This window comes from Psychrobacter sp. AntiMn-1 (assembly GCF_001854065.1).
In the GTDB taxonomy this organism is placed as follows: Bacteria; Pseudomonadota; Gammaproteobacteria; order Pseudomonadales; family Moraxellaceae; genus Psychrobacter; species Psychrobacter pacificensis.
This window is the reverse complement of sequence record NZ_CP012969.1, coordinates 2271549-2298476: the sequence shown is the minus strand read 5'-3', so window position 1 is coordinate 2298476 and position 26928 is coordinate 2271549. Positions and strand designations below refer to the sequence as shown.

At 44.6% G+C, this 26928-nt stretch carries 25 protein-coding genes; 13 read left to right on the top strand and 12 right to left on the bottom strand.

From position 1 onward, the window contains the following. Both AOT82_RS09830 and rapA read right to left on the bottom strand, forming a co-directional pair. The gene (locus AOT82_RS09830; protein WP_071002837.1) at positions 1-903 is read right to left on the bottom strand and encodes an acyl-CoA thioesterase; all 903 of its coding nucleotides are present in this window, start codon (positions 901-903) and stop codon (positions 1-3) included. A 373-nt stretch (positions 904-1276) separates the two neighbouring features. Next, positions 1277-4180, bottom strand: a complete 2904-nt coding sequence (rapA, locus tag AOT82_RS09825; RefSeq protein ID WP_197496657.1) for an RNA polymerase-associated protein RapA — start codon at positions 4178-4180, stop codon at positions 1277-1279. A gap of 418 nt (positions 4181-4598) precedes the next feature. On the opposite strand from rapA, the gene AOT82_RS09820 reads away from it, so the two are divergent. Beyond that, entirely contained in the window at positions 4599-5546 is a 948-nt protein-coding gene (locus AOT82_RS09820; protein ID WP_071002836.1) for a D-2-hydroxyacid dehydrogenase, read from the top strand. A 21-nt stretch (positions 5547-5567) separates the two neighbouring features. On the opposite strand, the gene AOT82_RS09815 is transcribed toward AOT82_RS09820, so the two are convergent. Together AOT82_RS09815 and AOT82_RS09810 are read right to left on the bottom strand one after the other, a co-directional pair. Next, the gene (locus AOT82_RS09815; protein ID WP_071002835.1) at positions 5568-7193 is read right to left on the bottom strand and encodes a flavin-containing monooxygenase; all 1626 of its coding nucleotides are present in this window, start codon (positions 7191-7193) and stop codon (positions 5568-5570) included. An 89-nt stretch (positions 7194-7282) separates the two neighbouring features. Next, positions 7283-7996 carry an RluA family pseudouridine synthase gene (locus tag AOT82_RS09810; RefSeq protein WP_071002834.1) on the bottom strand — a complete coding sequence of 238 codons (714 nt, stop codon included), beginning with the start codon at positions 7994-7996 and terminating at the stop codon, positions 7283-7285. A gap of 393 nt (positions 7997-8389) precedes the next feature. Here AOT82_RS09810 and trxA point away from each other — a divergent pair, with 393 nt between their 5' ends. The 3 genes from trxA (at position 8390) to AOT82_RS09795 (ending at position 11056) form a co-directional block, all read left to right on the top strand. Next, positions 8390-8716 carry a thioredoxin gene (trxA, locus tag AOT82_RS09805; RefSeq protein ID WP_058023544.1) on the top strand — a complete coding sequence of 109 codons (327 nt, stop codon included), beginning with the start codon at positions 8390-8392 and terminating at the stop codon, positions 8714-8716. Positions 8717-9240: 524 nt separating this feature from the next. Then, entirely contained in the window at positions 9241-10509 is a 1269-nt protein-coding gene (gene rho, locus AOT82_RS09800; protein WP_058023543.1) for a transcription termination factor Rho, read from the top strand. A 343-nt stretch (positions 10510-10852) separates the two neighbouring features. Continuing rightward, the gene (locus tag AOT82_RS09795; RefSeq protein WP_227517137.1) at positions 10853-11056 is read left to right on the top strand and encodes a glycine zipper 2TM domain-containing protein; all 204 of its coding nucleotides are present in this window, start codon (positions 10853-10855) and stop codon (positions 11054-11056) included. 161 nt (positions 11057-11217) lie between these two features. Here AOT82_RS09795 and ypfJ read toward each other — a convergent pair whose 3' ends face one another. After that, entirely contained in the window at positions 11218-12108 is an 891-nt protein-coding gene (ypfJ, locus tag AOT82_RS09790; RefSeq protein ID WP_071002832.1) for a KPN_02809 family neutral zinc metallopeptidase, read from the bottom strand. 545 nt (positions 12109-12653) lie between these two features. Here ypfJ and AOT82_RS09785 point away from each other — a divergent pair. Then, positions 12654-13016 (top strand): hypothetical protein, encoded by a 363-nt coding sequence (locus tag AOT82_RS09785; RefSeq protein ID WP_071002831.1) that lies wholly within the window; start codon positions 12654-12656, stop codon positions 13014-13016. 182 nt (positions 13017-13198) lie between these two features. On the opposite strand, the gene AOT82_RS09780 is transcribed toward AOT82_RS09785, so the two are convergent. The 5 genes from AOT82_RS09780 to rpmI all read right to left on the bottom strand — a co-directional run bounded on the left by AOT82_RS09780 (position 13199) and on the right by rpmI (position 18307). Further along, on the bottom strand, positions 13199-13498 hold the full coding sequence (locus AOT82_RS09780) for an integration host factor subunit alpha (protein ID WP_058023539.1): 300 nt from the start codon (positions 13496-13498) through the stop codon (positions 13199-13201). Positions 13499-13746: 248 nt separating this feature from the next. After that, positions 13747-16152, bottom strand: coding sequence for a phenylalanine--tRNA ligase subunit beta (gene pheT, locus AOT82_RS09775; RefSeq protein WP_071002830.1), 2406 nt, complete (start codon positions 16150-16152; stop codon positions 13747-13749). A gap of 102 nt (positions 16153-16254) precedes the next feature. Then, positions 16255-17310: a phenylalanine--tRNA ligase subunit alpha gene (pheS, locus tag AOT82_RS09770; RefSeq protein WP_058023537.1), complete on the bottom strand. Its 1056-nt coding sequence runs from the start codon at positions 17308-17310 to the stop codon at positions 16255-16257. A 307-nt stretch (positions 17311-17617) separates the two neighbouring features. Beyond that, a complete protein-coding gene (rplT, locus tag AOT82_RS09765; RefSeq protein ID WP_071002829.1) occupies positions 17618-17974 on the bottom strand; it encodes a 50S ribosomal protein L20 in 357 nt (118 codons plus the stop codon). 135 nt (positions 17975-18109) lie between these two features. Further along, on the bottom strand, positions 18110-18307 hold the full coding sequence (rpmI, locus tag AOT82_RS09760; RefSeq protein WP_058023536.1) for a 50S ribosomal protein L35: 198 nt from the start codon (positions 18305-18307) through the stop codon (positions 18110-18112). A 434-nt stretch (positions 18308-18741) separates the two neighbouring features. Between rpmI and AOT82_RS09755 the strand changes: the two genes are divergently transcribed. The 7 genes from AOT82_RS09755 (at position 18742) to AOT82_RS09725 (ending at position 24988) form a co-directional block, all read left to right on the top strand. Beyond that, the gene (locus AOT82_RS09755; protein ID WP_071002828.1) at positions 18742-19185 is read left to right on the top strand and encodes a thioesterase family protein; all 444 of its coding nucleotides are present in this window, start codon (positions 18742-18744) and stop codon (positions 19183-19185) included. A gap of 177 nt (positions 19186-19362) precedes the next feature. Further along, positions 19363-20199, top strand: coding sequence for a bifunctional phosphoribosyl-AMP cyclohydrolase/phosphoribosyl-ATP diphosphatase HisIE (gene hisIE / locus AOT82_RS09750; protein ID WP_071002827.1), 837 nt, complete (start codon positions 19363-19365; stop codon positions 20197-20199). Between the two features lie 204 nt (positions 20200-20403). Next, positions 20404-20646 (top strand): Sec-independent protein translocase subunit TatA, encoded by a 243-nt coding sequence (tatA, locus tag AOT82_RS09745; RefSeq protein ID WP_058023534.1) that lies wholly within the window; start codon positions 20404-20406, stop codon positions 20644-20646. 26 nt (positions 20647-20672) lie between these two features. Then, a complete protein-coding gene (gene tatB / locus AOT82_RS09740) occupies positions 20673-21332 on the top strand; it encodes a Sec-independent protein translocase protein TatB (protein ID WP_058023533.1) in 660 nt (219 codons plus the stop codon). Continuing rightward, positions 21332-22219, top strand: coding sequence for a twin-arginine translocase subunit TatC (gene tatC / locus AOT82_RS09735; RefSeq protein ID WP_071002826.1), 888 nt, complete (start codon positions 21332-21334; stop codon positions 22217-22219). The genes tatB and tatC overlap by 1 nt, the downstream gene beginning before the upstream one ends. Positions 22220-22381: 162 nt before the next feature. Then, on the top strand, positions 22382-23881 hold the full coding sequence (locus tag AOT82_RS09730; RefSeq protein WP_071002825.1) for a UvrD-helicase domain-containing protein: 1500 nt from the start codon (positions 22382-22384) through the stop codon (positions 23879-23881). A 75-nt stretch (positions 23882-23956) separates the two neighbouring features. Next, positions 23957-24988 (top strand): tRNA dihydrouridine synthase, encoded by a 1032-nt coding sequence (locus AOT82_RS09725; RefSeq protein WP_071002824.1) that lies wholly within the window; start codon positions 23957-23959, stop codon positions 24986-24988. 49 nt (positions 24989-25037) lie between these two features. Here the strand turns inward: AOT82_RS09725 and AOT82_RS09720 are convergent, their stop codons facing one another. Both AOT82_RS09720 and AOT82_RS09715 read right to left on the bottom strand, forming a co-directional pair. After that, the gene (locus AOT82_RS09720) at positions 25038-25466 is read right to left on the bottom strand and encodes an MAPEG family protein (protein ID WP_290127464.1); all 429 of its coding nucleotides are present in this window, start codon (positions 25464-25466) and stop codon (positions 25038-25040) included. An 11-nt stretch (positions 25467-25477) separates the two neighbouring features. Further along, positions 25478-25891 (bottom strand): OsmC family protein, encoded by a 414-nt coding sequence (locus AOT82_RS09715; protein ID WP_058023529.1) that lies wholly within the window; start codon positions 25889-25891, stop codon positions 25478-25480. 451 nt (positions 25892-26342) lie between these two features. On the opposite strand from AOT82_RS09715, the gene AOT82_RS09705 reads away from it, so the two are divergent. Beyond that, complete coding sequence (locus tag AOT82_RS09705) at positions 26343-26864, top strand: RNA pyrophosphohydrolase (RefSeq protein WP_058023527.1); 522 nt, start codon at positions 26343-26345, stop codon at positions 26862-26864. Positions 26865-26928: the final 64 nt, after the last annotated feature.

Sequence of the window (26928 nt, the reverse complement as noted above, 5' to 3'; positions counted from 1 at the left end):
TTAGGACTTTGGCACACGCAAGCGCATTAGGCCTTCTTGTTGCACGGTGGCAACCAGTTTGCCATCTTGCCAAAACTGCCCATGGTTCAGCCCTTTCGCATTGGACGTGGTATCGCTCCACATGTCATAGAGCAGCCAGTCATTCAAATCAAACTCACGGTGGAAGTGCATCGAGTGATCGATACTAGCAGCTTGCAACCCGCTGGTCATAAAGCTCACGCCATGTGACATAAGCCCCGTGCCCACCAAGTAAAAATCAGACGAAAATGCCAATAGCGCTTGCTGAATCGCCACCGGCTGGTTGCCCAGCTCGCGAATACGCAGCCAGTTGGCTTGCTTAGGTTTCATCGGTTCTGGATTGATCGGATTACGCGGTTTGACAGGCTTTATCTCGACATGACGGCGGCGCATAAACCGTGCTTTGAGCGCATCTGGTACTTTGCCCACGTACTCTTCTTTTAAATCTTGCTCGGTCAATAGATCTTCTGGCGGTGGATAAACAGGCATGTCTTCTTGATACGCAAGGCCATCCTCCATGGGAGAAAACGACGCAATCATCGAAAATATCACTTGCTCAACAGGCGCTTTACCGCGTACTTCTTTGTACTGAATAGCCGTCACTTCACGCGCGGATAAACTGCGACCATCACGCAGACGGCGCACTTGATAGATCACTGGTTGATTGATATCACCACCACGCAAAAAATACCCATGCAACGAGTGACAAGGCTTGTCTTGATCTAATGTATGCGCTGCTGCCATGATCGCTTGGGCCAATACTTGCCCGCCAAATATACGACTGCCCACATAATCATGGCTCTTACCCTCAAAGACATCGGGGGTAACCTCAATAAGCGCGATTGTAGCTAGCAGCTCATCAATCAGTTGTGAATTATCGGACATGACAATATGTTTCCTTATTTTTATCAAACACGCTCAGCATCCAAAAGTAAGCATCTAACAATCTCGATGCCATATAGCCGCTGCGCTTGAATTTAAAATAATATGAGATCGCTTGCTAATATATACAAGAGAGACTTTAGAACAAACACACAGCCATAGCTCACCAGGCCATGGCTATCTGTTCATTTTCGATAGAAAAGGTAAATATCTTACCCAATATTGTTGGCTTTGACTAGTTACTGTCAGCTTACTCATAAGTATTGCTTAACGATTTGCGATAAAAAATCGCATCTACTTTACTCGTCCAAGCAATCTCATTCATAAAAAAACGAGATGTCTAACAACATCTCGTTTTTGACAATCATCTAAAAGTTTATGGCTTCACTGCTATCAGTACGCGAATAGAGTCCGGCACTAGCGATAAATTACCAAGCGCTTGCTCTCCTTGAGCTTTGAGCTGCTCTAGGCGCTCAATCTCTTCGGGGCGTACATTTGGATTAATGGTCTGCAAGTGCTTGAGACGTTTGATCTCACGTGACCACTGCTGACTAAAGCGCGCACTTGCTTGTTCACCAATCTCCGCGATTTGCTCACGTGCGATGTCTTCAGCCTCGTAATACCGCTGCTCGATCACATCGCCGCGCACTTTGATCACTTGACGAGCACGGTTTTTGTCCAAGCGTTCCACATGCGGCATGATCATATCAGCACTGATACGAGCGGACAAGTCACTACCCTGCTCACTGATAAAGACACGGATATTTTGCGTGGTCAATGTCGCTGGCAGATTGAGCACTTTTGGGGCGATGGCTTCGATACGGAAGTTTACTTCTAGCAGTACCATCCCTTGCGGCACAGCGGCGCTTTTTAGCATAGCCACTGTCGTATTACCAAAAGTGCTGGTACTGGCAAGCTCATAAATAGCGCGCATCAATGGATGCTCATGCGTAATAAAATCGATATCTTCACGCTGAAGCGCTTGCTCACGCACAAAAGTCAACGTCATACCATCTTCATCACCAAGCGGCAAGCCATCGATATAGTCGCTGATCTCAGTGCTATCAATCGGTGCGATGACCCACGAGCCATCACGCTGGATATTATGGTCGATATTGGCAGAGGCAAAGAAGCGCTCAATGAAATGCGGCAACAAATTATTGCCATCAAAGTCACGCATGGCATCCGCAATACGTCCAGCGACACGCGGACGACACGAGTTGTACTCTAGCAGACGATCACGGCCCGCTTGTAGCTGCGCCTCTAAGCCCAAACGCGTCTGTAGCGCCTCATCAATGATGTCTTGTAAGATAGCATTGTTATCCGCAGTATCCGCGCCTTCAAGTACAGGCTTGAGCTCTTGGATATACTGCTCTTGCACGCTTTGTGCCGTTGGTGATATTTGGTTAAACATATTCAGCGCATCGTTATACCAATGATACAGACGCTCTTGCGCCGTGCCCTGTACATAAGGCACATGCAGCATGATCTGCTGTGTCTGACCGATACGATCTAGACGACCGATACGCTGCTCCAAAGTATCTGGGTTTGCCGGTAAATCCCAGAGTATCAGTTGGCTTGCAAACTGGAAGTTACGACCTTCAGAGCCAATCTCTGAGCATAATAATATTTGTGCGCCTTCACTATCCGCGAAAAATGCTGCTGCTTGGTCACGCTCAAGCAGGGTCATCTGCTCAGTAAATATAGCGGTTTTGATGCCGGCATGCAGACGCAATACAGCTTCTAAGCTCTCTACTGTCGCGCCACTGCGAGCGATTAGCAGTACTTTTTGCTGCTTAAGCTCACTGCGTAAGATATCAACCAACCAAGAGACGCGTGGATCATCTTCTAGCCAACCACCGTCGGGCTGGTTTTCTTCGCCCCACAGCTGCTCACGCAGTTTGCCCGTGGTTTGGTAGCTATCAACCCATGCGTCAGGCAGGTGCAGTGGATATGGCTGATGGCTTCGTCCATAAAACCCTTTGACACTCTCACGAGTATTGCGAAATAAGATACGGCCGGTACCATGACGGTCCAGTAGCTCGTTAAGGGCATAAGTACGCAAGCGCTCATCGTCATTGATTGCGCCCAGCTCATCCATACTAATGTCTAATAAATGGCTCAAAGCTGCAATTTGCCCATCACTCAGTGGCTTGTCTTCTATCAAGACGCCAGCGACGGCAGCGGTTTCGGCAAAGGCTTCTTGACCATCGATGAACTCATCTAGATCATCAAAGCGATCAGGATCTATCAGGCGCAAACGGGCAAAGTGACTCTGCGCGCCAAGTTGCTCTGGCGTTGCTGTCAGTAGCATCACCCCAGGCGTCTCTTCAGCAAAGTCAGCAATCAAATCGTATTTGTCATTGCCGCCCTGCTCTTCATCCCAGTGCAAATGGTGCGCTTCGTCGACGACCAATAGATCAAAGCCCGCTTCCATCGCCTGATCGTACAAATCAGGATGATCAAGCAACAAATCCATGCCCGCGATGATGCACTGCTCAGTGGCAAAGACGTTTTGCTCAGGATCATGTTCTTTGATCGCAGCTGTGCGCACCAAATCAAACAATGCAAAATTCAGATTAAAACGACGACGCAGCTCAATCATCCATTGATACTGTAAGCTGTCTGGCACCAAAATCAAAACACGCTCAGCTTTACCCGTTAGTAGCTGCTGATGGATAATCATGCCCGCTTCGATGGTTTTACCAAGACCTACTTCATCAGCGAGCAGGACACGCGGCGCGATACGCTTACCGACTTCGTGTGCGATATAGAGCTGATGCTCGATGATATCGACACGCGCGCCCATCAACCCTTTGAGTGGATGGCCTGCCAATGCTGATTGCATACGCAAGATATCTTGGCGCAGCTCGTACCAATCGCCGCGTTCGATACGACCAGCGAGCAGACGCTCAAGCGGCTTGGCTAGCGTGATATTGGCCGCAAGGCGCGTCTCCATTATTCCTTTAGAAGCAGTGCCGCCCTCGTGCTCATCGACGCTATATTTGAGCACACCCATGACTTCATCGACAGCATTGACTGTATAGCTTTTGCCATCTTGGTCATAGATCGTATCGCCAACCTTAAACACCACGCGCGATAGTGGCGCAGAGTTTTTTGCGTAGACGCGCGTCTCTTCACTTTGTGGAAATAAAATATGCACACATCGATCATCGACATCGATAACCACACCTAAGCCAAGCTCAGACTCCGTATCAGATAAATAACGTTGGCCAACGGCGAATTCAGTACTGTGCAATGAAGCAATAGAGATAGTCATAAGGCGATGTCTTTTGTACTCAGATAATTAAAAATTAGATAGCAATGGTGGCTTGTGATAGTAGTCAGGTTAAAAATGAGGCAAATCATCAATAGATGCAAACGCAGTGTCATAATGTTAGTGAAACCAATAGCCAAGCCTTACCATTATATAACGTTAGCGGCTAGATGAGTGCGTTAAGTTCAATTTTCAAGAGGCGGCTTATGATACCCATGACTTTATAAGGTCTTTGGGCCCAATCATGCTCAGTAAATCCGCTCATGATATAAATTACTTTGTTTTTAAACGCTTATCACCACTTAGCCAATATTTAATGGATTCGTTTTTGACTAAAAACTCCAACGTGCTACATTAAGCCCATAACGATTCATTTGACAACTATTTCTATCTATAGGACAACAATAAATAAGGAATCATGATGCAAGCCGTTTTTTTGGATAAAGGCACTTTTTCTGATGGCATTGATTTGCCCGCACCAGCAGGCATAGGCGATTACGTCACTTATAACGATACGCCAAAAGACACGGACCTCATTATTGAGCGCTGTAAAGATGCCGATATCATCATCACCAATAAAGTGCAAATTGGCGCAGAGGTGATCGCTGGCCTACCCAAGCTAAAATTGATTCAACTGACCGCCACTGGCATGAATAACGTCGATCATGAGGCTTGCGATAAACATGGCGTAGCACTTTATAATGTGGCGGGATATGCGGTAAAAAGCGTGCCTGAGCATACCTTTATGCTCATGCTGACTGCGATGCGTGCCGGTATTCATTACCATCAAAAAGTCGCTGATGGCACATGGCTAGCAAACGGGAATTTTTGTCTGCTGGATATTCCGCTGATAGATTTGGAAGACAAGACGCTAGGCATCATTGGTATTGGCACCATTGGCAAGCGCGTAACCGAAATCGCGCGTGCATTTGGTATGACAGTTCTATGGGCGGAGCATCAAGGACGCACGCCGCGCAACGACGATTATACGGCATTTGATGAGGTATTAGCTCGTGCAGATGTCCTCAGTTTGCATTGTCCATTGACTGAACAAACCGAACACCTCATTAATAAAGATACCTTGGCAAAAATGAGCAAACAACCGCTCATCGTCAATGTCGCTCGTGGCGGCGTCGTTGATAGCCAAGCATTGACTGATGCGATTAACAATGAGCAAATCATCGGTTATGCCAGTGATGTATTTGCACAAGAGCCCATCGCGAACGATGACCCATTACTCAGTCTCAGCGACCATCCACGCGTCATATTTAGCCCGCACAATGCTTGGGGCAGCAAAAGCGCCCAAGAGACCTTGTGGCAGATATTAAGCAAACAAGTTGCTGACTTTATCGATAATCAGCATCAATAGCGACTATCGATCAATTAAAACCTAACGACTGAACCGCAACCAGTCGTCTTTTATTTTGCGGTATTTGAGCATCACACGGTCGCTAAGATAGTTGTTGGTCACGTACCACGGGTAGCGATCGCCTTGCTTCGGCAGTCTGTCTTGGGCACGCCTGACATATCCAGACGATAGCGAGCCCATCACCGTATCTGCTTGGGCGTAGGCGGTAGCATTCGCCGCCTGTGCCTGTGGCAGCGCGACTTGGTAGCGGTTTTTGTGCATATAACTCAACAGCCGCACCACATATCGACACGCCAGATCAATCTTTAGCGTCCATGAGGCATTGGTATAGCCAAATAAGGCCGCCATGTTAGGCACGCCTTCGATCATGACTGCCTTATACGTCATGCGCGTACCGATATCAATGGCCTGCCCGTCGATATATACCGCTGCTCCGCCTAGCATTTGCAGCTTCAATCCGGTTGCTGTGACGATGATATTAGCCTCAAGATGCTCGCCTGATTGCAGCATAATACCGGTTTCAGTGAAGTGGTCGATCTGATCGGTGACCACTGCTGCACGTTTACCGTGCAAAGACTTAAATAAGTCACTGTCTGGCACAGCGCATACGCGTTGATCCCACGGATTGTAATCGGGCATAAAGTGCTCGACATCAACGCCGCTACCTTTTAACTCTTTTGTCACGCCGCCTTTTAGCACAGCTTTCATCAGCTTGGGCGCGTGAGTGGCTAATTTATACAGCCCTTGCTGCCGCAACACGTTGCGCGCTCGCAGTACCGTATAAGCCTGCTCTTTTGATAAAGGTGAAAACTTGCCTGATAGCCAGTCGATAGCATGATCATCGCCCGGTACGCTTGCCACATAAGTGGGTGTCCGCTGTAGCATCGTGACATGACGCGCACACTGCTCGCTGCTTTCATCTACCAGTGCCGGCAATAGCGTCATTGCAGTGGCACCGCTGCCAATAATGACCACTTTTTTGTCATTATAATCTAAATTACCCCAATGCTGCGGATGGACAATACGACCGCGGAAATCTTCTTCTCCCGCAAAATAAGGACGATAGCCTTGCTTATAGTCGTAGTAGCCCGTAGCACCGACCACGAACTTTGCCGTCTTAACGAACACTTCTCCGCTGGTATGGTTTTTTATGGTTGCTGTCCATAACTTATCCATACTCGACCATGATATTTGCTGAACTTCATGCTCGTAACGAATATGCTCCGTAATACCAAACTCGCGCGCCGTATCAGCGATATAACGCTTAATATCGCCACCTGCTGCCAGCATTCTATAATCTAGCCACGGTCTAAAGTTATAGCCAAAGGTTAAGGCATCAGAATCAGAGCGGATACCAGGATAGGTAAATAAATCCCACGTGCCGCCCAAATCAGCACGTTTTTCTAATATGGCAAAGCGCTGCGAGCCTCTTTTGTTGTTAACTGATTTGTTCTGCCTTTGTTTTTTTGCACCTTTATGACCAAATAGATTTTTATGCGCTAGTTGCTGTAAGCGGCAGGCCATACCGATACCCGCAATGCCCGCACCAATAATCAGCACTTCATAATCAGCAGGCTTACCCCTTTGCGACTGTCTACGTGCGAGGCGACTTTTAATCGCCTGTTTGGTAGTAGCGATATCAAGCATATTCTCATCCTTGTGTTTACATGATCAGCGATAACCTTAGTGCTTCTATTAATCGCGCGCTTCGACTTCATATTCAGGCAGCTAATGCATCAAAATGGGCATGGACTTTCCCAGTCCATCCAAGCACCCAATACTGGATGCTTTAAGCGCAATTGCTGCGCATGTAGATTTAGCCTTGGCGCAATCTTGAGTGCCGCGCCTTCAGCATATATCGGATCACCAATCATCACATGACCTGCATGCACCATATGCACGCGTAGTTGATGGCTGCGACCTGTAACGGGTTTAAGCATCACTCGGGTAACTGGTTGACCATCACACATTTCGTGCGCTATGACTTCATACAGTGTTAAAGCATGCTTTGACCAGTCATGATCAACGATATGACGCGGCTTGGTCGTCGGCTCATAGCGTACTGGCACCGATATCTCACCCGCTGCGCCCACCTGCTCCCATTCCCCAAAAACTCGTGCTTGGTATTTTTTCTGCGGTAAGCGTTCAATAAACTGTTTACTGATATTGGTTTGGGCGGTGGCATTTTTTGCAAAAATAATCAGACCTGACGTGTCCATATCCAGTCGATGAATCAGTTTTACCGCTGGATTGGCACGCTCAAGCCGAGCAAGCAGGCTTACCTTGAGAGTCTTGCCATCGACACTTAACAGCCCTGCCGGTTTATCCACTACCCAAATATCATCATCTTCGTAAACGGTAATCTCTTGCACAAATTGTTTGAAAAACTCAAGTGGATAGGCATTTTCTTGCGCGTTGAGAGCGTCGACTTCTTCATCAGTAAAAGGCATAAACTTAACTACTTATATAAATTGAACGTAATATGGGGCTTTGGCGGCTGTTATTTTGGCACAGTAGCGCCCTATTTATTGAGAGTAAAAGTGGGATGATTCAATGTAAAAACAGACGGCTAAAAGTGCTCAAAAAGTATGTTTTAGCAAAGCAATGATCACACGTAACAGAGAAAACCCAACCTGTGTCATTCTGTTTTGATTTATTGTGCTAATCGTAATTGTTGAACAATTTAACCAGCCTAAATCTGTCAAGACTGAGCAAACATGTTAATATAATGGCACATTTTCACCACTTCTAAACGATTCTTTGACCACTGACCCACTTATTATTAGATAAATATGACAGCTGGTGTGTGGTGACAGAATAAATAAAACAAGAGAGATAAAATTATGTCAGACCTTATTGTTAATACTACCGACACAAACTTTGACCAAGACGTTCTAGAATCAGATCTTCCTGTATTGGTAGATTTTTGGGCAACTTGGTGTGGTCCTTGTAAAGCGATTGCGCCTATTTTAGAAGATTTAGCGACTGAGTACCAAGGTAAAGTTAAGATCGTTAAAGTTGACGTGGATAACAACCCACAAGCAGCGAGCCGTTTTGGTATCCGCAACATCCCAACTTTATTTGTCTTCAAAGACGGCGAAAAAGTAGATTCAGTGATGGGTCTACAGCCAAAAGCTGAATTGGCCAAAGTATTGGACAAGCATTTATAAGTTGAATGTTCTCATTTCAAAGTTTTTTGAATCAATGAGCTAAAGCGATAAAGAAAGCCATTATCTGATAACGATAATGGCTTTTTGCTTGTTTTTTGTGCAAAAAACTTGATTATACGAATTTTTTGGCAAAATTTATTGACAACGCTATTGTGAAGACCGTATAGTCTGCTGACAAGAGAAAACCATCTGTTTTCCTAGTATCTTGTCGCTATTCTCCTCGTGTTTATCAACAAAAACACAATCGTCATTATAAACACCATTGCTAAACGAAATGACTAAACGCAATGACTGATATTGAGTTTTTGACGCAGACTCTTATGTAGCCTTTTTTATTCCTAATTCTTATGACCTTGCATCTAGCGATAGCAATGCGTCTATAAGCAGACATGCAATACCAACACTACATAAGCCATTGCGCTGTACAAATACCTTCTATCATCATATTACTGTCGTTTTACTCACTGTCGTGACTTGTGCTGCTAATGGCATCTCTCATCTGATCAATTGCTAATGACCTATCTATGAATCTAACTGAATTAAAGAAAAAATCAATCTCTGAGCTGTTGGCTATTGCCAAGGAAATGGGTCTTGATAACATGGCGCGTAGCCGTAAACAAGACATTATCTTTGCTATCTTAAAAACCCATGCCCGCAACGGTGAAGCCATCTATGGTGACGGTGTGCTTGAGGTGCTCCCTGATGGTTTTGGCTTTTTACGCTCATCAGAAGGCTCTTATCTAGCAGGTCCTGATGACATCTATGTCAGCCCTAGTCAAATTCGCCGCTTCAGCTTAAAAACGGGCGACAGTATCGCTGGTACGATTCGCCCACCAAAAGATTCTGAGCGTTATTTTGCGTTACTAAAAGTTGGTGAAATCAACTTTGATACGCCAGATCGCTCACGTCATAAGCTGATTTTTGAGAACCTAACACCGCTATTCCCTACTGAGCAGCTAAAGCTTGAGCTTGGTAATGGTACTACCGAAGATCTGACAGGGCGTATCATTGATTTGATCGCACCAATTGGTAAAGGTCAGCGCTCTATTATTGTCGCACCGCCAAAAGCGGGTAAAACGATGTTATTGCAATCTATTGCTCAGTCCATCACTCGCAATAATCCTGAATGCTACTTAATCGTCCTGTTGATTGATGAGCGTCCAGAGGAAGTCACCGAGATGGAGCGTACCGTGCGCGGTGAAGTCGTTGCCTCTACCTTTGATGAGCCACCTCAGCGTCACGTACAAGTGGCTGAGATGGTCATCGAAAAAGCCAAACGTCTGGTCGAGCATAAGCAAGATGTGGTGATTTTATTAGACTCGATCACTCGTCTGGCACGTGCCTATAACACCGTTATACCATCATCAGGCAAAGTATTGACCGGTGGTTTGGATGCCAATGCGCTTGAGCGTCCAAAGCGTTTCTTTGGCGCTGCGCGTAATGTCGAAGAAGGTGGCAGTTTGACGATTATTGCCAGTGCGCTGATTGATACTGGTAGTAAGATGGACAGCGTGATTTTTGAGGAATTCAAAGGGACGGGCAACCAAGAAATCACCCTTGAGCGCGACTTGGCCGAAAAACGTGTCTTCCCTGCAATCAATATCAAAAAATCAGGCACACGCCGCGAAGAGCGCTTGTTGGACGAAGATAAACTACGTAAAGTCTGGATTTTACGTAAACTGCTGCAGCCGATGGATGGCGTCCAAGCTACTGAATTCTTGTTAGATCGTCTCAAAGAAGCGAAAACCAATGACGAGTTCTTTGAGCAAATGAAACGCAAATCACAGAACTAATTTACGCATATTTTTTCCAAGCATGCCATTGTTTGCTTGATATAAAGACTGCCGTTCGGTGGTCTTTTTTATTTCCGATTGCCAAAATACTCGCCTACCTATTTTTGCGCTAAGTACCTCATATAAGCAAGTACCCGTTTTATGATACAGTGCGGCAACATCAATTACATGTCGTTTGCAAAGTTTAGCGTTTTTACTACGACTAACTATCTACTAACCCACTATTATGGCAGACAGTAGGAATATATTTGAAAATATCATGGACATTGTTTTTTTAAAGGTATTATATTTCAAACTTGACGAATAAATAGGTGATAATGTGAAATTTGCTAAGACGATCGCAATGACAGCAATTACGAGCTCAGCACTCATCATGACTGGTTGTAATTCATATGGTGGTATGAGCAATACCGCTAAAGGCGCAACAGCAGGTGCCGCAGCTGGCGCACTTATCAGAAGTAAAGGCGACAGCAAAGACATCGCTCGTGGTGCATTGGCTGGTGCAGCTATTGGCGGCGCTGGTGGTTACATTCTTGATAACAACTAAAAACTTCTACACTGATATTTCTTAATAATGCGTTGAGTCATATCAGATAGAAGATAATAAAAAAGCCTGCAATTGATTGCAGGCTTTTTTATGTCAAATTTTTGCGTGGTTATTGTTGTACTGATAACCCATAGGCGGAGTTGCAAAAAATAATCTTACTTTTAAAGCGCACCACTAAAGGTATCGCAAGATTGTACATTACCGCTCTCTAAGCCCCGCGTGAACCACTCAACACGCTGCTGGCTAGTACCATGCGTAAAGTTATCAGGCGCAACCGCTCTACCACTCGCCTGTGCCAATCGATCATCACCGATTTGACCAGCCGCATTGATGGCTTCATCAATATCACCCGCTTCTAAAAACTGTACACGCTCTTGGTTACGCTGCGCCCAAACGCCAGCAAAGCAATCTGCCTGCAGCTCTTGTAACACTGACAACTTATTGGATTGTGCTTGGGTCACTTGCCGACGGGCTTCATTGACCTGCTGACTAATACCTAGTAGCGTCTGAACATGATGACCCACCTCATGTGCGATAACATAAGCCTGCGCAAAATCCCCCGCTTTACCTTGGTTTTCCTGAGTCCCAGAGCCTTGCTGATCCCCTGCGATACCCAGATTTTGACGCATCTCCACAAAAAATGATGTGTCTAAATAGACCGTTTGATCGCCTGGGCAATAAAAAGGCCCTGTCGCCGCGCTGGCACTACCGCAAGCCGAATTTACTTGACCATTGAACAGAATTAGCGAGGGCTCTTTATAAGTACTACCCGCTTCGTTAAATATCTGATGCCAGACCTCTTCAGTATCCGCCAGCACAACTTTGACAAACTGGGTATCTCGATCGTCACTTATCGCAGGTTCGCTGGAAGTTCCATTACTACCACCACCAGCGATTACCTGACCTGTTTGCAGCGCAGTCATAGGATTTACCCCAAATACCAACCATAAAATGCCTGCGATGATAATACCGCCAATACCACCACCTATCATTTTGCCGCCGCCCGTACTAGAGCGAACATTAGAACTGCCTCGTCTGCCTTGCCATTTCATAGTTTATTCCTCAAATATACGAGATATAATCACTCGTATTGTTCATTATTCATGTTGTACAGTAAGCCGCTCAATACGTTGATTTGATTTTTGGTTTGCTCACTCACAAGCAATTTTTCTTAATATAAATAGCGCTAATTATCATGGCTTATTTGTCCCATATTTACTTGTCCCATATTAATGGCGTACTTGTGCCTCATTAGACGAGACAATCGGCTCTAATTTTACTTAACTAAACACCATACATACGTTAAATTACAACCAAAAGTAGGACTGCATATTGTGCCGTAACAGTCTGATGTCATTGATTATACGTCGATTAATCAGGTTTGTTGTATTAAAAATACTATCGAACAGATGAAGTAAAATATTATTTTAAATATTATTGTTACTTAATTGTACAACCCTATTTCCATTTTCATATAAAACATATAGAATGCGTGGAAGCTGAGTAGCTGTAACTAAGACTAATTGAATTCTGAGAAACCTCGGAATTCGTCCTTTGTTGCTGCTACTGCTCATTTCATTTTTCCGGAGAAAATCTTATGAAACTTAAATTACTTGCTCTAGCTGGTATCATGACTGCAACTATGGGCCTAACTGCCTGTGACAGCAACAAAGAAAACGCTGCTGAAGATCTATCTGACGCGCAAGAAGAAGTGCAAGACGCACAAGAAGAGCTAGCTGAAGGCGCTGCTGACGGTGAAGCTATCCCTGCTGATGCTGACGCTGCTGTTGCTGACGCTGAAGCTGACATCGCTGACGCTCAAGTTGCAACTGCTACTGACGAAATGGACGCTGAAGTTCCTGTAGACGGTACTACTACTAGCGTTGACGTAGCTAGCGAAACTGATACTGCTGCTGTTGACGCTTCTGACGAAGTTGTTGTTGAAGAGCCAGCTCAGTAATTTATTGTTCATACAATAAATAAACGGTAATAAAAAAAAGAGAGCCTATGCTCTCTTTTTTTATGCCTGCAATTTATGACAGTTAGTTACTTATAACCATACTTGGTATTTATTGGCTATACAAGCCAATAGTTTTACAAGGCTATAGCGAAAACAAGCAAGCTGTCATACTCAATAACGCATTAAGTATCGAATAAACGCTCATCAACTTTCTGACGAAATTTTTGTCCTGTCTTGAACGTCACCACGCGGCGCGCGGATACGGCGACAGGCTCTCCTGTCTTTGGATTGCGGCCTGGACGGCTGTTTTTGTCTTTAAGCTCAAAGTTGCCAAAGCCTGAAAGCTTGACCTCTTTGCCATCAATCAAACTATCTGACAGCTCATCAAAAAAGTTCTCCACCAGACAGCGACCTTCTTGGCGTGTCAGATTTAGATGACTCATTAAGTGCTCAATCATGTCAGATTTGGTTAAGGTGCTCACAGTACGACTCCTATACTATGTCGTGATGTCGAATATCATGGTTTAGCGGTATGAGGGTTAAGTCTAATTATTATAAAGGTTTTTTGAGTAGTTTTTAATAAACTATACATTAAAATCCTTTATTAATAATGACTTAACTTATTTTACAAATAAAAGGGTTATAAATAATAGTTTTTACGAATAGCAATGCTCCATAGCCTCATAACTGAAGAGGCTATAGAGCATTGGGTCTTTTAAAAGACTAAATATTAGCTGTCACGTAACTGGACTGCGTGTTGATCCGTTAATGCCTGTACAACCTTATCAGTGGCAGTTTTTACAGCTTCATCCGATAGGGTTTGTGTAGCATCTTGCCATACAAGTGCAAACGCCAATGAGCGCTGACCAGTCGGTACTTTATCGCCTTGATACACATCAAATAGCCACAGATCAGTCAACAAATCACCTGCCGCAGCTCGTACCGTTGACTCTAAAGTCTGCAAACTGATATCGCTGTCTACTAAAATAGCAATATCACGGCGCACTTGTGGGAACTTGCTAGGCGTCGTAATCGAATGCTGCTCACGAGCAAGCGTCAATAGCGGTGCCAGTGACAATTGGGCAACCCATGTCGTTGGCAGATCCAACTGCTTAGCAGTATTTGGATGTAGCTGACCCAACCAACCAACATAGATATCATCGATATATAACTCAGCGCTTTGTCCTGGATGCAGGAAGCTCAGCGCACTACGCTCATAGCGAATACGGGCGCTATCGATCTGCGCTGGTAATAACTGTTCAATATCATGTTTGAGATCATAAAAATCTAAGACGCGGTTTTGATAAGCCTGCTCACTCCATACATCACCCACTGCGACCAATGCAATGCTTGGGGTTTGCACCAAATCACTGATACTTTGTCCAACAAAGCTAAGACCCGTCTCAAAGAAACGTACGCGTGGCTGCTGACGATTCAAGTTATATTGCACGCAAGGCAGTAAACTTGACAGCAAGGTACGACGCATGACCGCCAAATCACTAGAGATAGGGTTTGCCAGTGCCAACACCTCTCCTAGCGCTTCATCATCAAGCAATGCTTCTAATTTTGCATCACTAAAGCTAAAGCTGATGGCTTCCATATAACCGTTATCGACCAGTGCTAGCTTCATCCCATGAGTCAAATCTGCAGTATCGTCATAATCCATGCTGACTTGCAAATATGGCAATACGCTTGGAATATTGTCATAGCCATAGATACGGGCAATTTCTTCGATGAGGTCTTCCTTGATACTCATATCAAAACGGTAAGACGGCGGCTTACAAATCAATGCGTCGTTTTGCTGCTCTACCTCAAAACCTAATTGAGTTAAGATACGTACCATCTCTGATGGCTCGATATCAATACCAATAACATCACGTACTTTCGCGATTGGCAATGTAATCGGTTCGCGTGCTGGCAGATGCTCAAGGTTTTCGGCCGTGACTATTTGACCTGCTTCGCCGCCCGTGATGCTTGTGATCAAGTCACAAGCTCGTGCCAAGGCAAGTTCCGGCAATTCAAAATCGACCCCACGCTCAAAACGCTGTGATGCATCGGTATGCAATCCAAAACGGCGTGCGCGCGCAGCGATAGCCAGTTGATTAAAGAAAGCGCTTTCTACCACGATATTGGTCGTACTATCGGTGACACTGCTACGCTGACCACCCATAATGCCAGCCAGTGCCAAGGCACCTTTGTCATCAGCAATCACAAGCTCATCACCGGTTAGCGTAACCGTTTGCTCGTTGAGCAAAGTAATGGTTTCATCAGGCTGTGCCAAACGCACAACGATATCACCTTCGATGGTATCGGCATCAAAAGCGTGTAGCGGTTGCCCCAATTCCATCAACACATAATTGGTCACATCGACCAAGAAGTTGTGTGAACGTAGTCCTGACTGTACCAATGCATCTTGCATCCATTTTGGAGTATCGATGCTACGATCAATATTGCTAATCGATTGCAACAGATAGCGAGGGCACGCCTCTACCGCATCAACAGTTACAGCGGGCGTTGCACCATTATCAGAAGCGACTACATAGTCAGGAATCTCTGGCAACTGTACAGGCAAGTCATTGATGACTGAAATCTCGCGAGCGATACCGCGAACGCTAAAGCAATCACCACGGTTTGGGGTGATAGAGATATCTAATATCTGATTATCTAGACCTAAATACTCACGGATATCGGTACCAACTGGTGCATCTTCAGGCAACTCAAGCAAGCCATCGATATCATCGACCAAGTCAATTTCAGAGGCGCCGCATAGCATGCCGTTTGAGGCAACACCGCGTAGCTTGCTTTTCTTAATCTTAAAACCTTTTGCGTCATCGCTTGGTAGTATCGCACCAACGGTAGCAACCGGTGCTTTCATACCGACGGTCACATTAGGTGCGCCGCAGACAATTTGCAGCGGCTCAGCGTCGCCAATATTTACCTGCGTGACACGCAGTTTGTCTGCATCTGGATGCTGCTCAACGCTGATAACTTCACCGATGACCACACCGCTAAATGCACGGGCAACTGCGTAACGGTCATCAATCTCAAGCCCTGCCATCGTCAGCTGTTCAGCCAACTGTTCGCTGGTATTTTTGGGGTTTACCCATTGACGTAGCCACTGTTCGCTAATTTTCATAAATATCTCGGATCAGAATTTTATAATAAAGATGTTGGAGTAAAGCTTGGCAAATTAACTTGTTGTATTAACAAGGAGCACTTTTATATCAACAAAAGCACGTTAGCCAAATTGCTTTAAGAAGCGCACGTCATTTTGGAAAAACAAACGTAAGTCATCAATACCGTAATACAACATCGCAAAGCGCTCGATACCCATCCCAAATGCAAAGCCTGTGTATTTGTCGCTATCAATACCGCAATTGGTCAATACTTGTGGATGTACCATACCGCAGCCCATCACTTCAAGCCATTTGCCGTTATCATCTAAGATATCTACTTCTGCAGACGGCTCAGTGAATGGGAAAAATGAAGGACGGAAACGTACGGTCAGCTCTTTGGCAAAAAATGCTTCTAGAAACTCACTAATCAGACCTTTTAGCTCAGCAAAAGTGCTCGACTCTGTGACCATAAGGCCTTCTAGCTGATGGAACATCGGAGAGTGGGTTTGGTCTGAGTCGTTACGATAAACACGGCCTGGGCAAATGATGCGAATCGGTGGCTCGTTCTTTTCCATGGTACGAATCTGCACTGGGCTGGTATGCGTACGCAGTAGATAATGCGCATCGAAATAGAATGTATCATGCATCGCGCGCGCAGGATGGTGCGACGGGATATTCAACGCTTCAAAGTTATAGTAATCGCTCTCAACTTCAGGGCCGGTGGCAACATTGAAGCCCGCTTGAATAAAGTACTGCTGCATACGCTGAGTAATCATCGTCACGGGATGCAGATGGCCTTTTTGACCACCGCGAGCAGGAAGAGTAATATCAATGCTCTCTGCTTCTAGCTTAGCGTTGAGCGCGGCGACTTCTAACTGCTGCTGTTGATCGCTCAGCGCTTGCTGAATGCGGCTACGCACCTCGTGCAACCAGCCACCGTAGGTTTTTTTATCATCAGCATCGAGTTTGCCCATCTGCTTTGACCAGCCAGTCAATGGGCTTTTTTTGCCAGTCAATTGCACACGCAAGTCTTGCAAGGTACGCGCATCAGTTACTTGTAGAATCAAAGCTTCAGCAGCACTCGCAAAGTCGGTAAGCTGAGCTTCATTGAGCTCGTTTAGCTCTGAAGACAAGGTCGGTAGCGCCGACAAGTCGTTGGTAGCAGCAGGGTTAGTCATAAGACGCATTATTCCTGATTTGAACGGACTATTAATTGTAGGGATTTGACCAAATATTGCAAACCATTTATCCCGTTATCTTCATAAAGATAAGTGGTCTAAAAGGCTTGAATATTTAGACAGATAAAGAGCAGGTGCTGGTATCCACTCAGACTAAGTAAATACACCATAATTTAAAATAAAAAAAGCCACCGACCAGCGGTAGCTTTTATTAATATCGTACTATTAATCAATATTAGTTCTATTCGTTTAGACGCTTACTTAGATAAATTTTATATCTACTTAATCTCTAAAGAGTAGTTAATATTTATGCTAGTTCCGCTTTTGCTTTTTCGACCAATGCTGTGAAAGTCGCTGCATCATGCATAGCGATGTCTGCTAGAACGCGACGATCGATTGCGATGTTTGCTTTTTTCAAGCCATTGATAAAGCGGCTATAGCTCAAACCATTTAAGCGTGCACCAGCATTGATACGTGCAATCCAAAGACGACGGAAAGTACGTTTTTTGTTGCGACGGTCACGATAAGCATATTGACCAGCTTTGGTCACTGCCTGTACCGCTACGCGGTAAACACGTGAACGGGCACCGTAGTAGCCTTTTGCGCGTTTTAAGATTTTTTTGTGACGGCGATTTGCCTGTACACCACGTTTTACACGGGCCATAATTTACTCCAAGATTTTGTAATCACTGTTAAGCGAGTGATGATGCTGTCAAATAACAAACATCATTGTCAGATTGCAAAGCCAACTATCATTTCATCAGATAGTTTTCAATCAAAGATAGATGACAGTAGGCTATTAGATGTATGGGCACATACGACGAATGGCTGCTTCGTCAGATTTATGTACCAACTTAAGACCACGCAACTGGCGAATACGCTTAGGTGATTTCTTGGTCAAAATATGGCTTTTGAATGCTTGCTTACGTTTAAAGCCATTTGCTGTTTTTTTGAAGCGTTTAGCGGCACCGCTTCTGGTTTTCATCTTAACTTTCATGATGATTTGCCTCTTTTTCTGTTTTAGAACCTGGTCGTCAAATAGTCATACCGAATAATCGCTATATAAATAACCACTAAACCTCTATTTGCCTCGAGGTGGGAGGCGGTATTTTAGCAGATAGTGCCTTGTTTTGCCAAGTAAAGTTTTGGTTAACCTTTACTTGGAAATAAAGACCGTTAGCCAGCATGAGTAGCGCTACAGCGCAGCTCTTAAAAACCTCATAAAAATGGTCAATTTTCATCCAAATAGATTGAATGTCAGCTGAAGCTGTGCTTAAGTAGATACTTAAGTTACATCATAATATGAGTGTCATGAAAGCACACTCATTTATCAAGTGTATACAGCCTTTTATTTGTTCATCGTTATTATGATTCTGCCAACCTATCGCATGATAAGTAGCATAATTGTTTGCCACCACTTTAGGAGATAGTGTGTCAAAGCAAGAGTTGGTATTTGAGGATTATTTATTTGTTTTTGAGACAGTGATGTGCGTGCGTCATACCGAAATCGACTTGGGACAGCATGTGACCATCGAATCTCTGACTGCCCTTCTGTCCGAAGCGCGACTAAGATTTCTACACGCTAAAGGTATTAAAGGAATCAATTCAGATAACCAGGGCTTAATTATTGATACATTGCAGTTGGTTATTTTGAGTCGTATACGAGTATGCGAAGAGCTTTTGTTTGAAGTCGGTGTTGAGCCAATATATGATAATGGCGGTAGCATCGTGATAAAGATCACACGTATGCACACAGGTGAAGTGGTCGCCAAAGCAAGACAACATTTTAGAAATTATGATTTTAATCTCAATAAAGTGATTAAGCACGATAACACGACCAAAGAGGCTCTATATCCTCATTTATTTAGGCTGTAAAATAGCGAGTCAATATCACCTTTCTCATTTTAATGCTCGCGCAGCTTTCATATGACATCATATTTCAGAGCATTTTAGACAATCTCCTCGCTCTAATCATAACTCGCTCCAATCATAAGTAGTATAATTACTTATTGATATTTTTACTCTTTCTAACTATAAGACGATACATACATTATGACTCTACCTGCTTGGCTGACTGCCATAACTTTTAATGCTGATGGTTTGATTCCTGCAATTGCTCAAGATCACAAGTCAGGCCGTATTTTGATGATGGCTTGGATGAATGCAGACGCATTACAGCTCACCGTACAAACGCAGACCGCGGTTTATTTTTCGCGTTCACGTGGCAAATTGTGGCACAAAGGCGAATCATCAGGTCATACGCAAACCGTCCACGATATTCGTCTAGACTGTGACGCAGACGTGATTGTGCTAAGCGTGACTCAAGCGGGCGGTATTGCTTGTCATACAGGCCGTGAGTCTTGTTTTTATCAGCGTTTAGATCTATCAGGCCAAACACCTGAATGGCAGACAGTCGATAAAGTATTGAAAGACCCTGCGGAGATTTATCATTCTGATAAATCTGCTAGCACCAATGCTGAAAACGAAAATGCTAGCGCGACCATCGACTCTAATAACACTCAAGCGCAAGTCGATAAAGGCTCTGTGCTACAACAGCTCGATCAGGTATTGGCAGAGCGCAAACAAGCCGATGCCAACAGCTCTTATGTCGCCAGCCTATACGCCAAAGGCTTGAATAAAATATTAGAAAAAGTCGGTGAAGAGAGTACAGAGAGCATCATTGCTGCCAAAGATTTTGCTCACTGTGATGAAAATAAAGACAAAGCTGCTTTTGAGGCGGCGCGCCACGAGCTGATCTATGAAGTGGCAGATGTCTGGTTCCATACTTTAGTCGGACTGGCATGGTTTGACATAGAATCAGACGCTGTACTAAATGAGCTAGGTAGACGGTTTGGCTTATCAGGTATCGACGAAAAAGCGGCTAGATAGTTATTAAGATACAAAAAAAAGCATCGACCCTGTTTGATTATTGTTGATTTCACCTATTTGTAATAACTGCGGGTTATAATATAGCTCTGTTTTATCTCGCATTATATGTGATGCTTTTTTTGATACATAACTCTTTTATCAATTCAAAGCAGACATATGAAGACTGAAAATCAAATCACAAAACCAGGTCACAAGGATACCATTATGGGTAGTTTTTCTATTACGCATTGGCTGATACTATTGGTCGTCGTCGTTGTCGTGTTTGGCACTGCAAAACTAAAAAACGCTGGCAAAGATTTGGGCAGTGCGGTTAAAGGCTTTAAAGAAGCGGTCAAAGATGAAAATACAGAGCATGCCAAAAAACGCGTGGTGCTTGACCATGATGGCACGGCCCATACCGACGAGCGCCCAACAACCACTAAGGTTGATGACAAGCATAATGTATAGCATCTAGACAGTGACATCGGACCATTATGTTTGATATCGGGTTTTCTGAACTACTTCTCTTTGGCGTAATCGCCCTAATCGTCTTGGGCCCAGAAAAACTGCCACAGGCAGCGCGTACGGCTGGGCAATGGTATGCCAAAATTCGCCGCACCGTCTCCACATTACAGTCTGAAATAGAGGCCGAGCTAGACTTGGCTGAGACACGCCAACAAATGCAAAAAGAGCTGGCCAAAATTCGTCAAACCGAAGCCGATATGAGGCGTGAGATGGCGGAGATGCGCGGCAATATGAAGGCTTTTGAAAGCTCACAAAACCATTCTATAAAAACCTCGAATGAAGCGGTAGCGAGTGATAGAGATAACAAAGCTGACGGCACAAAAAACCATCAGCAATCACCCACACCAAAAGCATTCGACTACTCTTACGCAACTGACGAGCCCCAAGATACTTTAGAGAAGGGTCAGTTATCAAAGCACGGTAACAGCAATGATGATAGTGATATGGCCGCGCCCGTTACTCAAATCCTTAATACCCGACCGTGGGAAAATATGTGGTTCCGTTTGGGTGCTTACGATAAAGCTCGTCGCCTCCCAATGCCACCTTATCTACCGAACTATAAAGCCGATACCTTACTAAATAGCTCGGTAAGTACGCAGACTTCTGATAATAAGCAGGGGACTGACTGATGCAACTACTCAAACGCAAGAAAAGCCGCCAAGAAAAACTCACTGATTCAGATATTCCTGCTTTAAATGGCATTAATCAAGACGGTAAAGCAACAACTGATAGCACTCAAAATGAATCATCAGAGGATGTTTTAAGCGCATTGGGCGATATGCCTATCACTGAGCATTTGATTGAGCTACGCCGCCATTTAATTAAAATATGCGTGGCTGTTTTGATCATATTTTTGGGATTGGTCGGTTACTCACGTGAGCTGTATAACTTTTTATCAGATCCGTTGGTGGCACAGTTGCCTGCCAATTCGACCATGATTGCCACAGATATCACCTCGAACTTTATGGCACCGATACGTTTGACGGTTTTTGTTGCTGCCTTTTTGGCGATGCCTTATATCCTTTATCAAATTTGGTCATTTGTTGCGCCAGGTTTATATAAAAAAGAAAAAAGAATCGCTATCCCAGTGCTGCTGTCTTCTATATTTTTGTTTTATGCAGGTGTGGCGTTTTCTTATTTTATTGTGCTCAAAGGCGTCTTAAAGTTTTTTATTCTATTTGCCCCACAAAACGTACTACCGATGACCGATATCGACAGTTATCTGAGTTTTGCTTTAAAGCTATTTATGGTGTTTGGCTTGACCTTTGAGATTCCAGTTGTGACCTTGCTATTGATATTGGCAGGGATTGTCTCCATTCAGAGTCTAGAGGAAAAGCGTCGTTATATCATTGTGGGCTGTTTTGCTGTGGCTGCCGTGGTCACGCCGCCTGACGGGGTATCGATGCTGATGCTAGCAATCCCGATGTGGTTACTGTTTGAGCTTGGGTTATTTTTGGCTAAAATCTTGATCAAAGAAGAACCTAGCACTGACCTGATATCAACAGTCAAAGAATAAAGCATTTACCCGTCTGACTTATCTTGTTTTCTTCTTGCCCCACGCGTAAGCTTAGTGCTTATTGTCACGATTGAGTACCACCATCTATGAGCCATTGTTTATCCAGTGGCTTTTTTTGCCCCTTGTGTTTTTAATCACTTCTTGTATTTAGGTAGCTTTATTATGTCCGCATCGATGCCAGCTTATATGAGCGATCCCACTGATGAGCAGCTCGCCGCGCTGAATATGGCGATGGACCAAAAATCATTTAAAGTGGTGGCGTACGCAGGCGCTGGTAAGACCACGACACTCAAGCTAATCGGTGAGCGCTTGCGAGGTCGCGGACTGTATCTGGCCTTTAACAAAGCGATTGCCAATGATGCTCGTTCCAAGTTTCCACCGCATGTAGAATGCCGCACTTTTCACTCGCTGGCCTACCGTCATGTCGCGCGTGATATTACCGCCAAGCTATCTCTACCGCGATTTTCACCTAAGCGTCTGGGTGATGATTTGGGCTTGCAACCTGTGCAAGTCCGTCGGCAAATGGATGGGGTTAATAAATACATTACGCTGACACCAGCACGGTTGTCTCGATTCGTCAGTGACGCAGTGAGTAATTTTTGTAGTACACATGCCAGCTACCCTGCGCCAAGGCACATACTGTTTCCAAGCTGGCTCGATGATTCAGACGCCGAGCAATTACGCGAGATTCTCTACCCTGCCGTTGAGCAGCGCTGGCTACAGTCGATCGATGCGCGTCATCCTGCGGGCATAGGGCATGATATTTATCTCAAACTGTGGGCATTGTCCAAGCCGAGCATCCCTGCGGACTTTATTTTGTTTGACGAGGCGCAAGATGCTGATCCATTAATGATGGGTATCTTGACCCAGCAATCAAGACAAGTCATCTATGTGGGCGATGCGCACCAGCAGATTTATGAATGGCGCGGCGCTGTGAATGCAATGAAAAAACTGCCATTGCCACAGACGTTATTAACGCAATCCTTTCGCTTTGGTGAGCCGATTGCAGAAGTGGCCAATACTTTACTAAAAGCGCTGCAAGAAGATGTACCGCTAAAGGGCAATCCAAACAAACAGTCTTCTACTGATAAAGGTATGGTACACAGTAAAAAAGACGCCATTTTATGCCGGACCAATGCTGCGGCGATGTCGCAATTACTCACAGGGTTAAAGCACGGGCACCGTGTAGCGCTACAAGCAGATACTGATCGCATGCTCAAATTCTGTCAAGCAGCAGAAAACTTAAAAAATGGTAAATCGGCTTATGGTGTACCCGAGCTCGCTTATTTTTATAATTGGGGCGATGTACAAGAGTATGCTGAAACCAACGAAGGCAGTGATCTCAAAACACTGGTCAAACTGGTCGATGATCATGGGACTAATGTATTAAGCCAAGCGGTCAATAGTCTCACTAGTATCGAAAATGCGGATTACGTCATCTCTACCGCGCACAAAGCCAAAGGGCTTGAATGGGGGAAAGTACAACTAGATGATGATTTTTACTACGATGTGACGACCAATGCGGTCAAGATAACTCCAGAAGAGCTGCGCTTGCTTTATGTCGCTTGTACGCGGGCGCAGAGTAATCTAGATATTCATAATATTAAAGACTTGATATCAGGATTGCAGACAGGGAAAAAAGTGATTTTTGGCAATACTTAACCACTTTTTTGGTTGCCAACCTAACGCCTCAATCCACTTCACATTATAACGACCTTTTAACAGTGCATCACAAGTATGAATAATATTCAGCAACACCAAGCACATCAAAATACCATGCATCAGTTATTTGCCAATCCCGTCCGCCTCCTCGCCCCCATGGAAGGTTTGACCGATCCTTTAATGCGCCAAATTTTAACGCAAATTGCAGCAGACTTAGGTCGTCCCTATGATTGGTCAGTCAGTGAATTTATTCGTATCACCCAGCATGTCTTGCCAGCCCATGTGTTTTATAAATACGTGCCTGAGCTGCATCACGATGCCAAAACGGCTTCTGGTACGCCCATTCATGTGCAGCTTTTGGGTAGCGACGCGCAGCTGATGGCAGAAAATGCTGCTTATGCTGTCGAGCTTGGTGCGCCTGCCATTGATATCAACTTTGGCTGTCCTGCAAAAACGGTCAATAGCCATCGTGGTGGTTCTGTATTGTTAGATGAACCTGAAACCATGTATCAGATTATCAGTGCCGTACGTCAAGCCGTTCCCACTGACATACCAGTATCAGCTAAGATTCGTCTAGGCTATACCGATACTAGCCGAATGGATGACATTCGCGGCGCGATTGCTGCTAGTGGCGCTGATTGGCTCACTATCCATGCACGCACCAAAACCCAAGGTTATAAGCCGCCTGCCTATTGGGACAAAATCCAAAGTTTTAATGCACTTGATATTCCTGTGATTGCCAATGGCGAGATATGGAGCGCAGCGCAAGCAAATGACTGTATGATGCAAGCAGGCACGTCACATCTCATGTTAGGTCGCGGCGCAGTCACACGACCTGATTTGGTTGCGCAAGTCGATAACTATACTGAAAATCATGATGACAGCGGAAAAAACACGGCAACCTTGCTATGGCAAGATTTGATCGCCCATCAAGTTAAGTTTTTGGAAGGTGAGGCAAAGAATGATGTGGTATTGGTTGGGCGTTATAAACAGTGGTTAGGGATGCTCACCAAAGGCTATGCTGAGGCGCAAACAGTGTGGGAAAGTATCAAGCGAGAGAAAAACAAAGCGGTGATTATCAATGCACTACAAGCAAGCGTACAATAATAATCACCTGATCATATGTGGTCTACTTGGTAAATATAGACGGGTAACGCTATACACTGACTCGTATCGCCAGATAAAACAGCATCAGATAGCATGCCATGGATAGCACCCAGAGAATAGAGCGAAACGTCGATAAGTTGGTGATATAAGCGGTGCAATAACCAATTCGAATGATCACATACAGCCATGCCAACACATTAATGATCGATTGTGGTACAAAGAACAGCATGGCCACCAACACGGCCGCCAAAAACACTGGCAGAGTTTCATAGCTATTTTGCTGCGCAGCATTGGCACGTGCAGCCATTCCAGTTGTGTGCTGAAAAAAATCGCGAGGATGTGCATTATTTCTGACCCTAAAGCCGCCAGATACTTTTGCCACTATTGATACCGCCCATGGCAGTAAGCTCGCTACCACCATTGCCCAGATGGCAGACGCCACTTTATCAGAAACCAAGTCAAAAAATGCACTGATCATCGTATAAATCCTTAGCCTGCAATCACTTCAAAATCATGGGTAATATTGACCCCACCTGCGACCAGCATGCGACTGGCTGAGCAGTACTTCTCTGCTGATAGATGAATGGCCTTTTCGACCTGTTTGTCTTTGATGTCTTGACCTGTGACTACAAAATGCAGATGAATATCGGTATAAACAGCTGGTACGGTTTCGGCGCGCTTGGCGGTCAGCTCACAGCGTACATCCGTGACATCTTGACGCGACTTTTGGAGGATTGACACCACATCGTAGCTCGCACAACCGCCCAGCCCTAGTAAGACTAGCTCCATTGGGCTTGAGCCTTTTTCTTTGTCCGCATCGATTTGTACGTTATGTCCTGATGGTGACACGCCCATAAAGGCTTTGTTCTCTTGCCATGTAACGCTTGCTTTTGATTCTGACATTGTAAATGTTCCTTACTGTAATTGGCATAAGCCTATTTTTATTGTTTGAAATATATGCAGCTTGGCTAGTGTAGCATAAGCCAAAGCAAGATTTGATAAAGCCATTGTTTGGCTATCGTGTCATGAGAAAACAATTTCTTGGTCTTATTCTCTTCTTCAATAAATGATTTGAGTACTATGAAGCTATCGTTACTCGCATCGATATTTATCAAATTTTTATTTGAAAAACCTACAAAAGTCTGTTTATAAACAATTGATTTTAAAAGGTAAAACTCGTGAAACATTTTATAGCAAAATACTGTTACACATTCTGCTTGTTTCTTGGTTTAATGACGGTAATGAATCTTGTTTTTAGCTGATATTGATAACCATCACCTTATAATAATTATGATTGCTATCGCAGTATCAAATGAAAACAGGCTATTTTTAAACAAATTAAAAAGGTTTAGTCATGATAGATGCAGACGGCTTTCGCGCCAATGTCGGCATCATCTTGGCAAATACACAAGGGCAGGTTCTGTGGGCAAAACGTATTGGTCACAACGCTTGGCAATTTCCGCAGGGTGGTATCGACCGCGGGGAGACGCCGATGGATGCAATGTATCGCGAGCTCTGGGAAGAGGTCGGTTTACACCCGCGTCATGTGGACTTATTGGCAGTCACTCAAGACTGGCTGCGCTATCGTCTGCCAAAACGTTACGTACGCCATGGACAGCACCCCTTATGTATTGGGCAAAAACAAAAATGGTTTTTGCTACGCTTAGATGAGCCGAATACCCAACACATCCGCTTTGATGAAGGGAAACCTGAATTTGACCATTGGCAATGGGTCAGCTACTGGTATCCACTCGGACAAGTGATTCACTTCAAACGAGGCGTGTATCGTCGCGCCCTACAAGAGCTGGTACGTGAGCTACCCTTAAAGCAAGAGCTGATCTTGCCTGAGCAAAGCAATCATTTGATTCAGTCTTAATCAGTAAAACGTACTTTTATTGTTTGTCATATTACAAAAAGCCTGTATCCAGTGATGCAGGCTT

What these genes read in the sequence shown, in the direction of transcription:
- tatB (WP_058023533.1), top strand. Translation starts at nt 20,673, where the DNA reads ATGTTTGATATCGGGTTTTCTGAACTACTTCTCTTTGGCGTAATCGCC.
- AOT82_RS09785 (WP_071002831.1), top strand. Translation starts at nt 12,654, where the DNA reads ATGAAACTTAAATTACTTGCTCTAGCTGGTATCATGACTGCAACTATG.
- AOT82_RS09715 (WP_058023529.1), bottom strand. Translation starts at nt 25,891, where the DNA reads ATGTCAGAATCAAAAGCAAGCGTTACATGGCAAGAGAACAAAGCCTTT.
- AOT82_RS09830 (WP_071002837.1), bottom strand. Translation starts at nt 903, where the DNA reads ATGTCCGATAATTCACAACTGATTGATGAGCTGCTAGCTACAATCGCG.
- trxA (WP_058023544.1), top strand. Translation starts at nt 8,390, where the DNA reads ATGTCAGACCTTATTGTTAATACTACCGACACAAACTTTGACCAAGAC.
- AOT82_RS09810 (WP_071002834.1), bottom strand. Translation starts at nt 7,996, where the DNA reads ATGCCTTTTACTGATGAAGAAGTCGACGCTCTCAACGCGCAAGAAAAT.
- ypfJ (WP_071002832.1), bottom strand. Translation starts at nt 12,108, where the DNA reads ATGAAATGGCAAGGCAGACGAGGCAGTTCTAATGTTCGCTCTAGTACG.
- pheS (WP_058023537.1), bottom strand. Translation starts at nt 17,310, where the DNA reads ATGACTAACCCTGCTGCTACCAACGACTTGTCGGCGCTACCGACCTTG.
- rplT (WP_071002829.1), bottom strand. Translation starts at nt 17,974, where the DNA reads ATGGCCCGTGTAAAACGTGGTGTACAGGCAAATCGCCGTCACAAAAAA.
- AOT82_RS09725 (WP_071002824.1), top strand. Translation starts at nt 23,957, where the DNA reads ATGAATAATATTCAGCAACACCAAGCACATCAAAATACCATGCATCAG.
- pheT (WP_071002830.1), bottom strand. Translation starts at nt 16,152, where the DNA reads ATGAAAATTAGCGAACAGTGGCTACGTCAATGGGTAAACCCCAAAAAT.
- hisIE (WP_071002827.1), top strand. Translation starts at nt 19,363, where the DNA reads ATGACTCTACCTGCTTGGCTGACTGCCATAACTTTTAATGCTGATGGT.
- rho (WP_058023543.1), top strand. Translation starts at nt 9,241, where the DNA reads ATGAATCTAACTGAATTAAAGAAAAAATCAATCTCTGAGCTGTTGGCT.
- rapA (WP_197496657.1), bottom strand. Translation starts at nt 4,180, where the DNA reads ATGACTATCTCTATTGCTTCATTGCACAGTACTGAATTCGCCGTTGGC.
- rpmI (WP_058023536.1), bottom strand. Translation starts at nt 18,307, where the DNA reads ATGAAAGTTAAGATGAAAACCAGAAGCGGTGCCGCTAAACGCTTCAAA.
- AOT82_RS09820 (WP_071002836.1), top strand. Translation starts at nt 4,599, where the DNA reads ATGCAAGCCGTTTTTTTGGATAAAGGCACTTTTTCTGATGGCATTGAT.
- tatC (WP_071002826.1), top strand. Translation starts at nt 21,332, where the DNA reads ATGCAACTACTCAAACGCAAGAAAAGCCGCCAAGAAAAACTCACTGAT.
- AOT82_RS09815 (WP_071002835.1), bottom strand. Translation starts at nt 7,193, where the DNA reads ATGCTTGATATCGCTACTACCAAACAGGCGATTAAAAGTCGCCTCGCA.
- AOT82_RS09705 (WP_058023527.1), top strand. Translation starts at nt 26,343, where the DNA reads ATGATAGATGCAGACGGCTTTCGCGCCAATGTCGGCATCATCTTGGCA.
- AOT82_RS09795 (WP_227517137.1), top strand. Translation starts at nt 10,853, where the DNA reads ATGACAGCAATTACGAGCTCAGCACTCATCATGACTGGTTGTAATTCA.
- tatA (WP_058023534.1), top strand. Translation starts at nt 20,404, where the DNA reads ATGGGTAGTTTTTCTATTACGCATTGGCTGATACTATTGGTCGTCGTC.
- AOT82_RS09720 (WP_290127464.1), bottom strand. Translation starts at nt 25,466, where the DNA reads ATGATCAGTGCATTTTTTGACTTGGTTTCTGATAAAGTGGCGTCTGCC.
- AOT82_RS09730 (WP_071002825.1), top strand. Translation starts at nt 22,382, where the DNA reads ATGTCCGCATCGATGCCAGCTTATATGAGCGATCCCACTGATGAGCAG.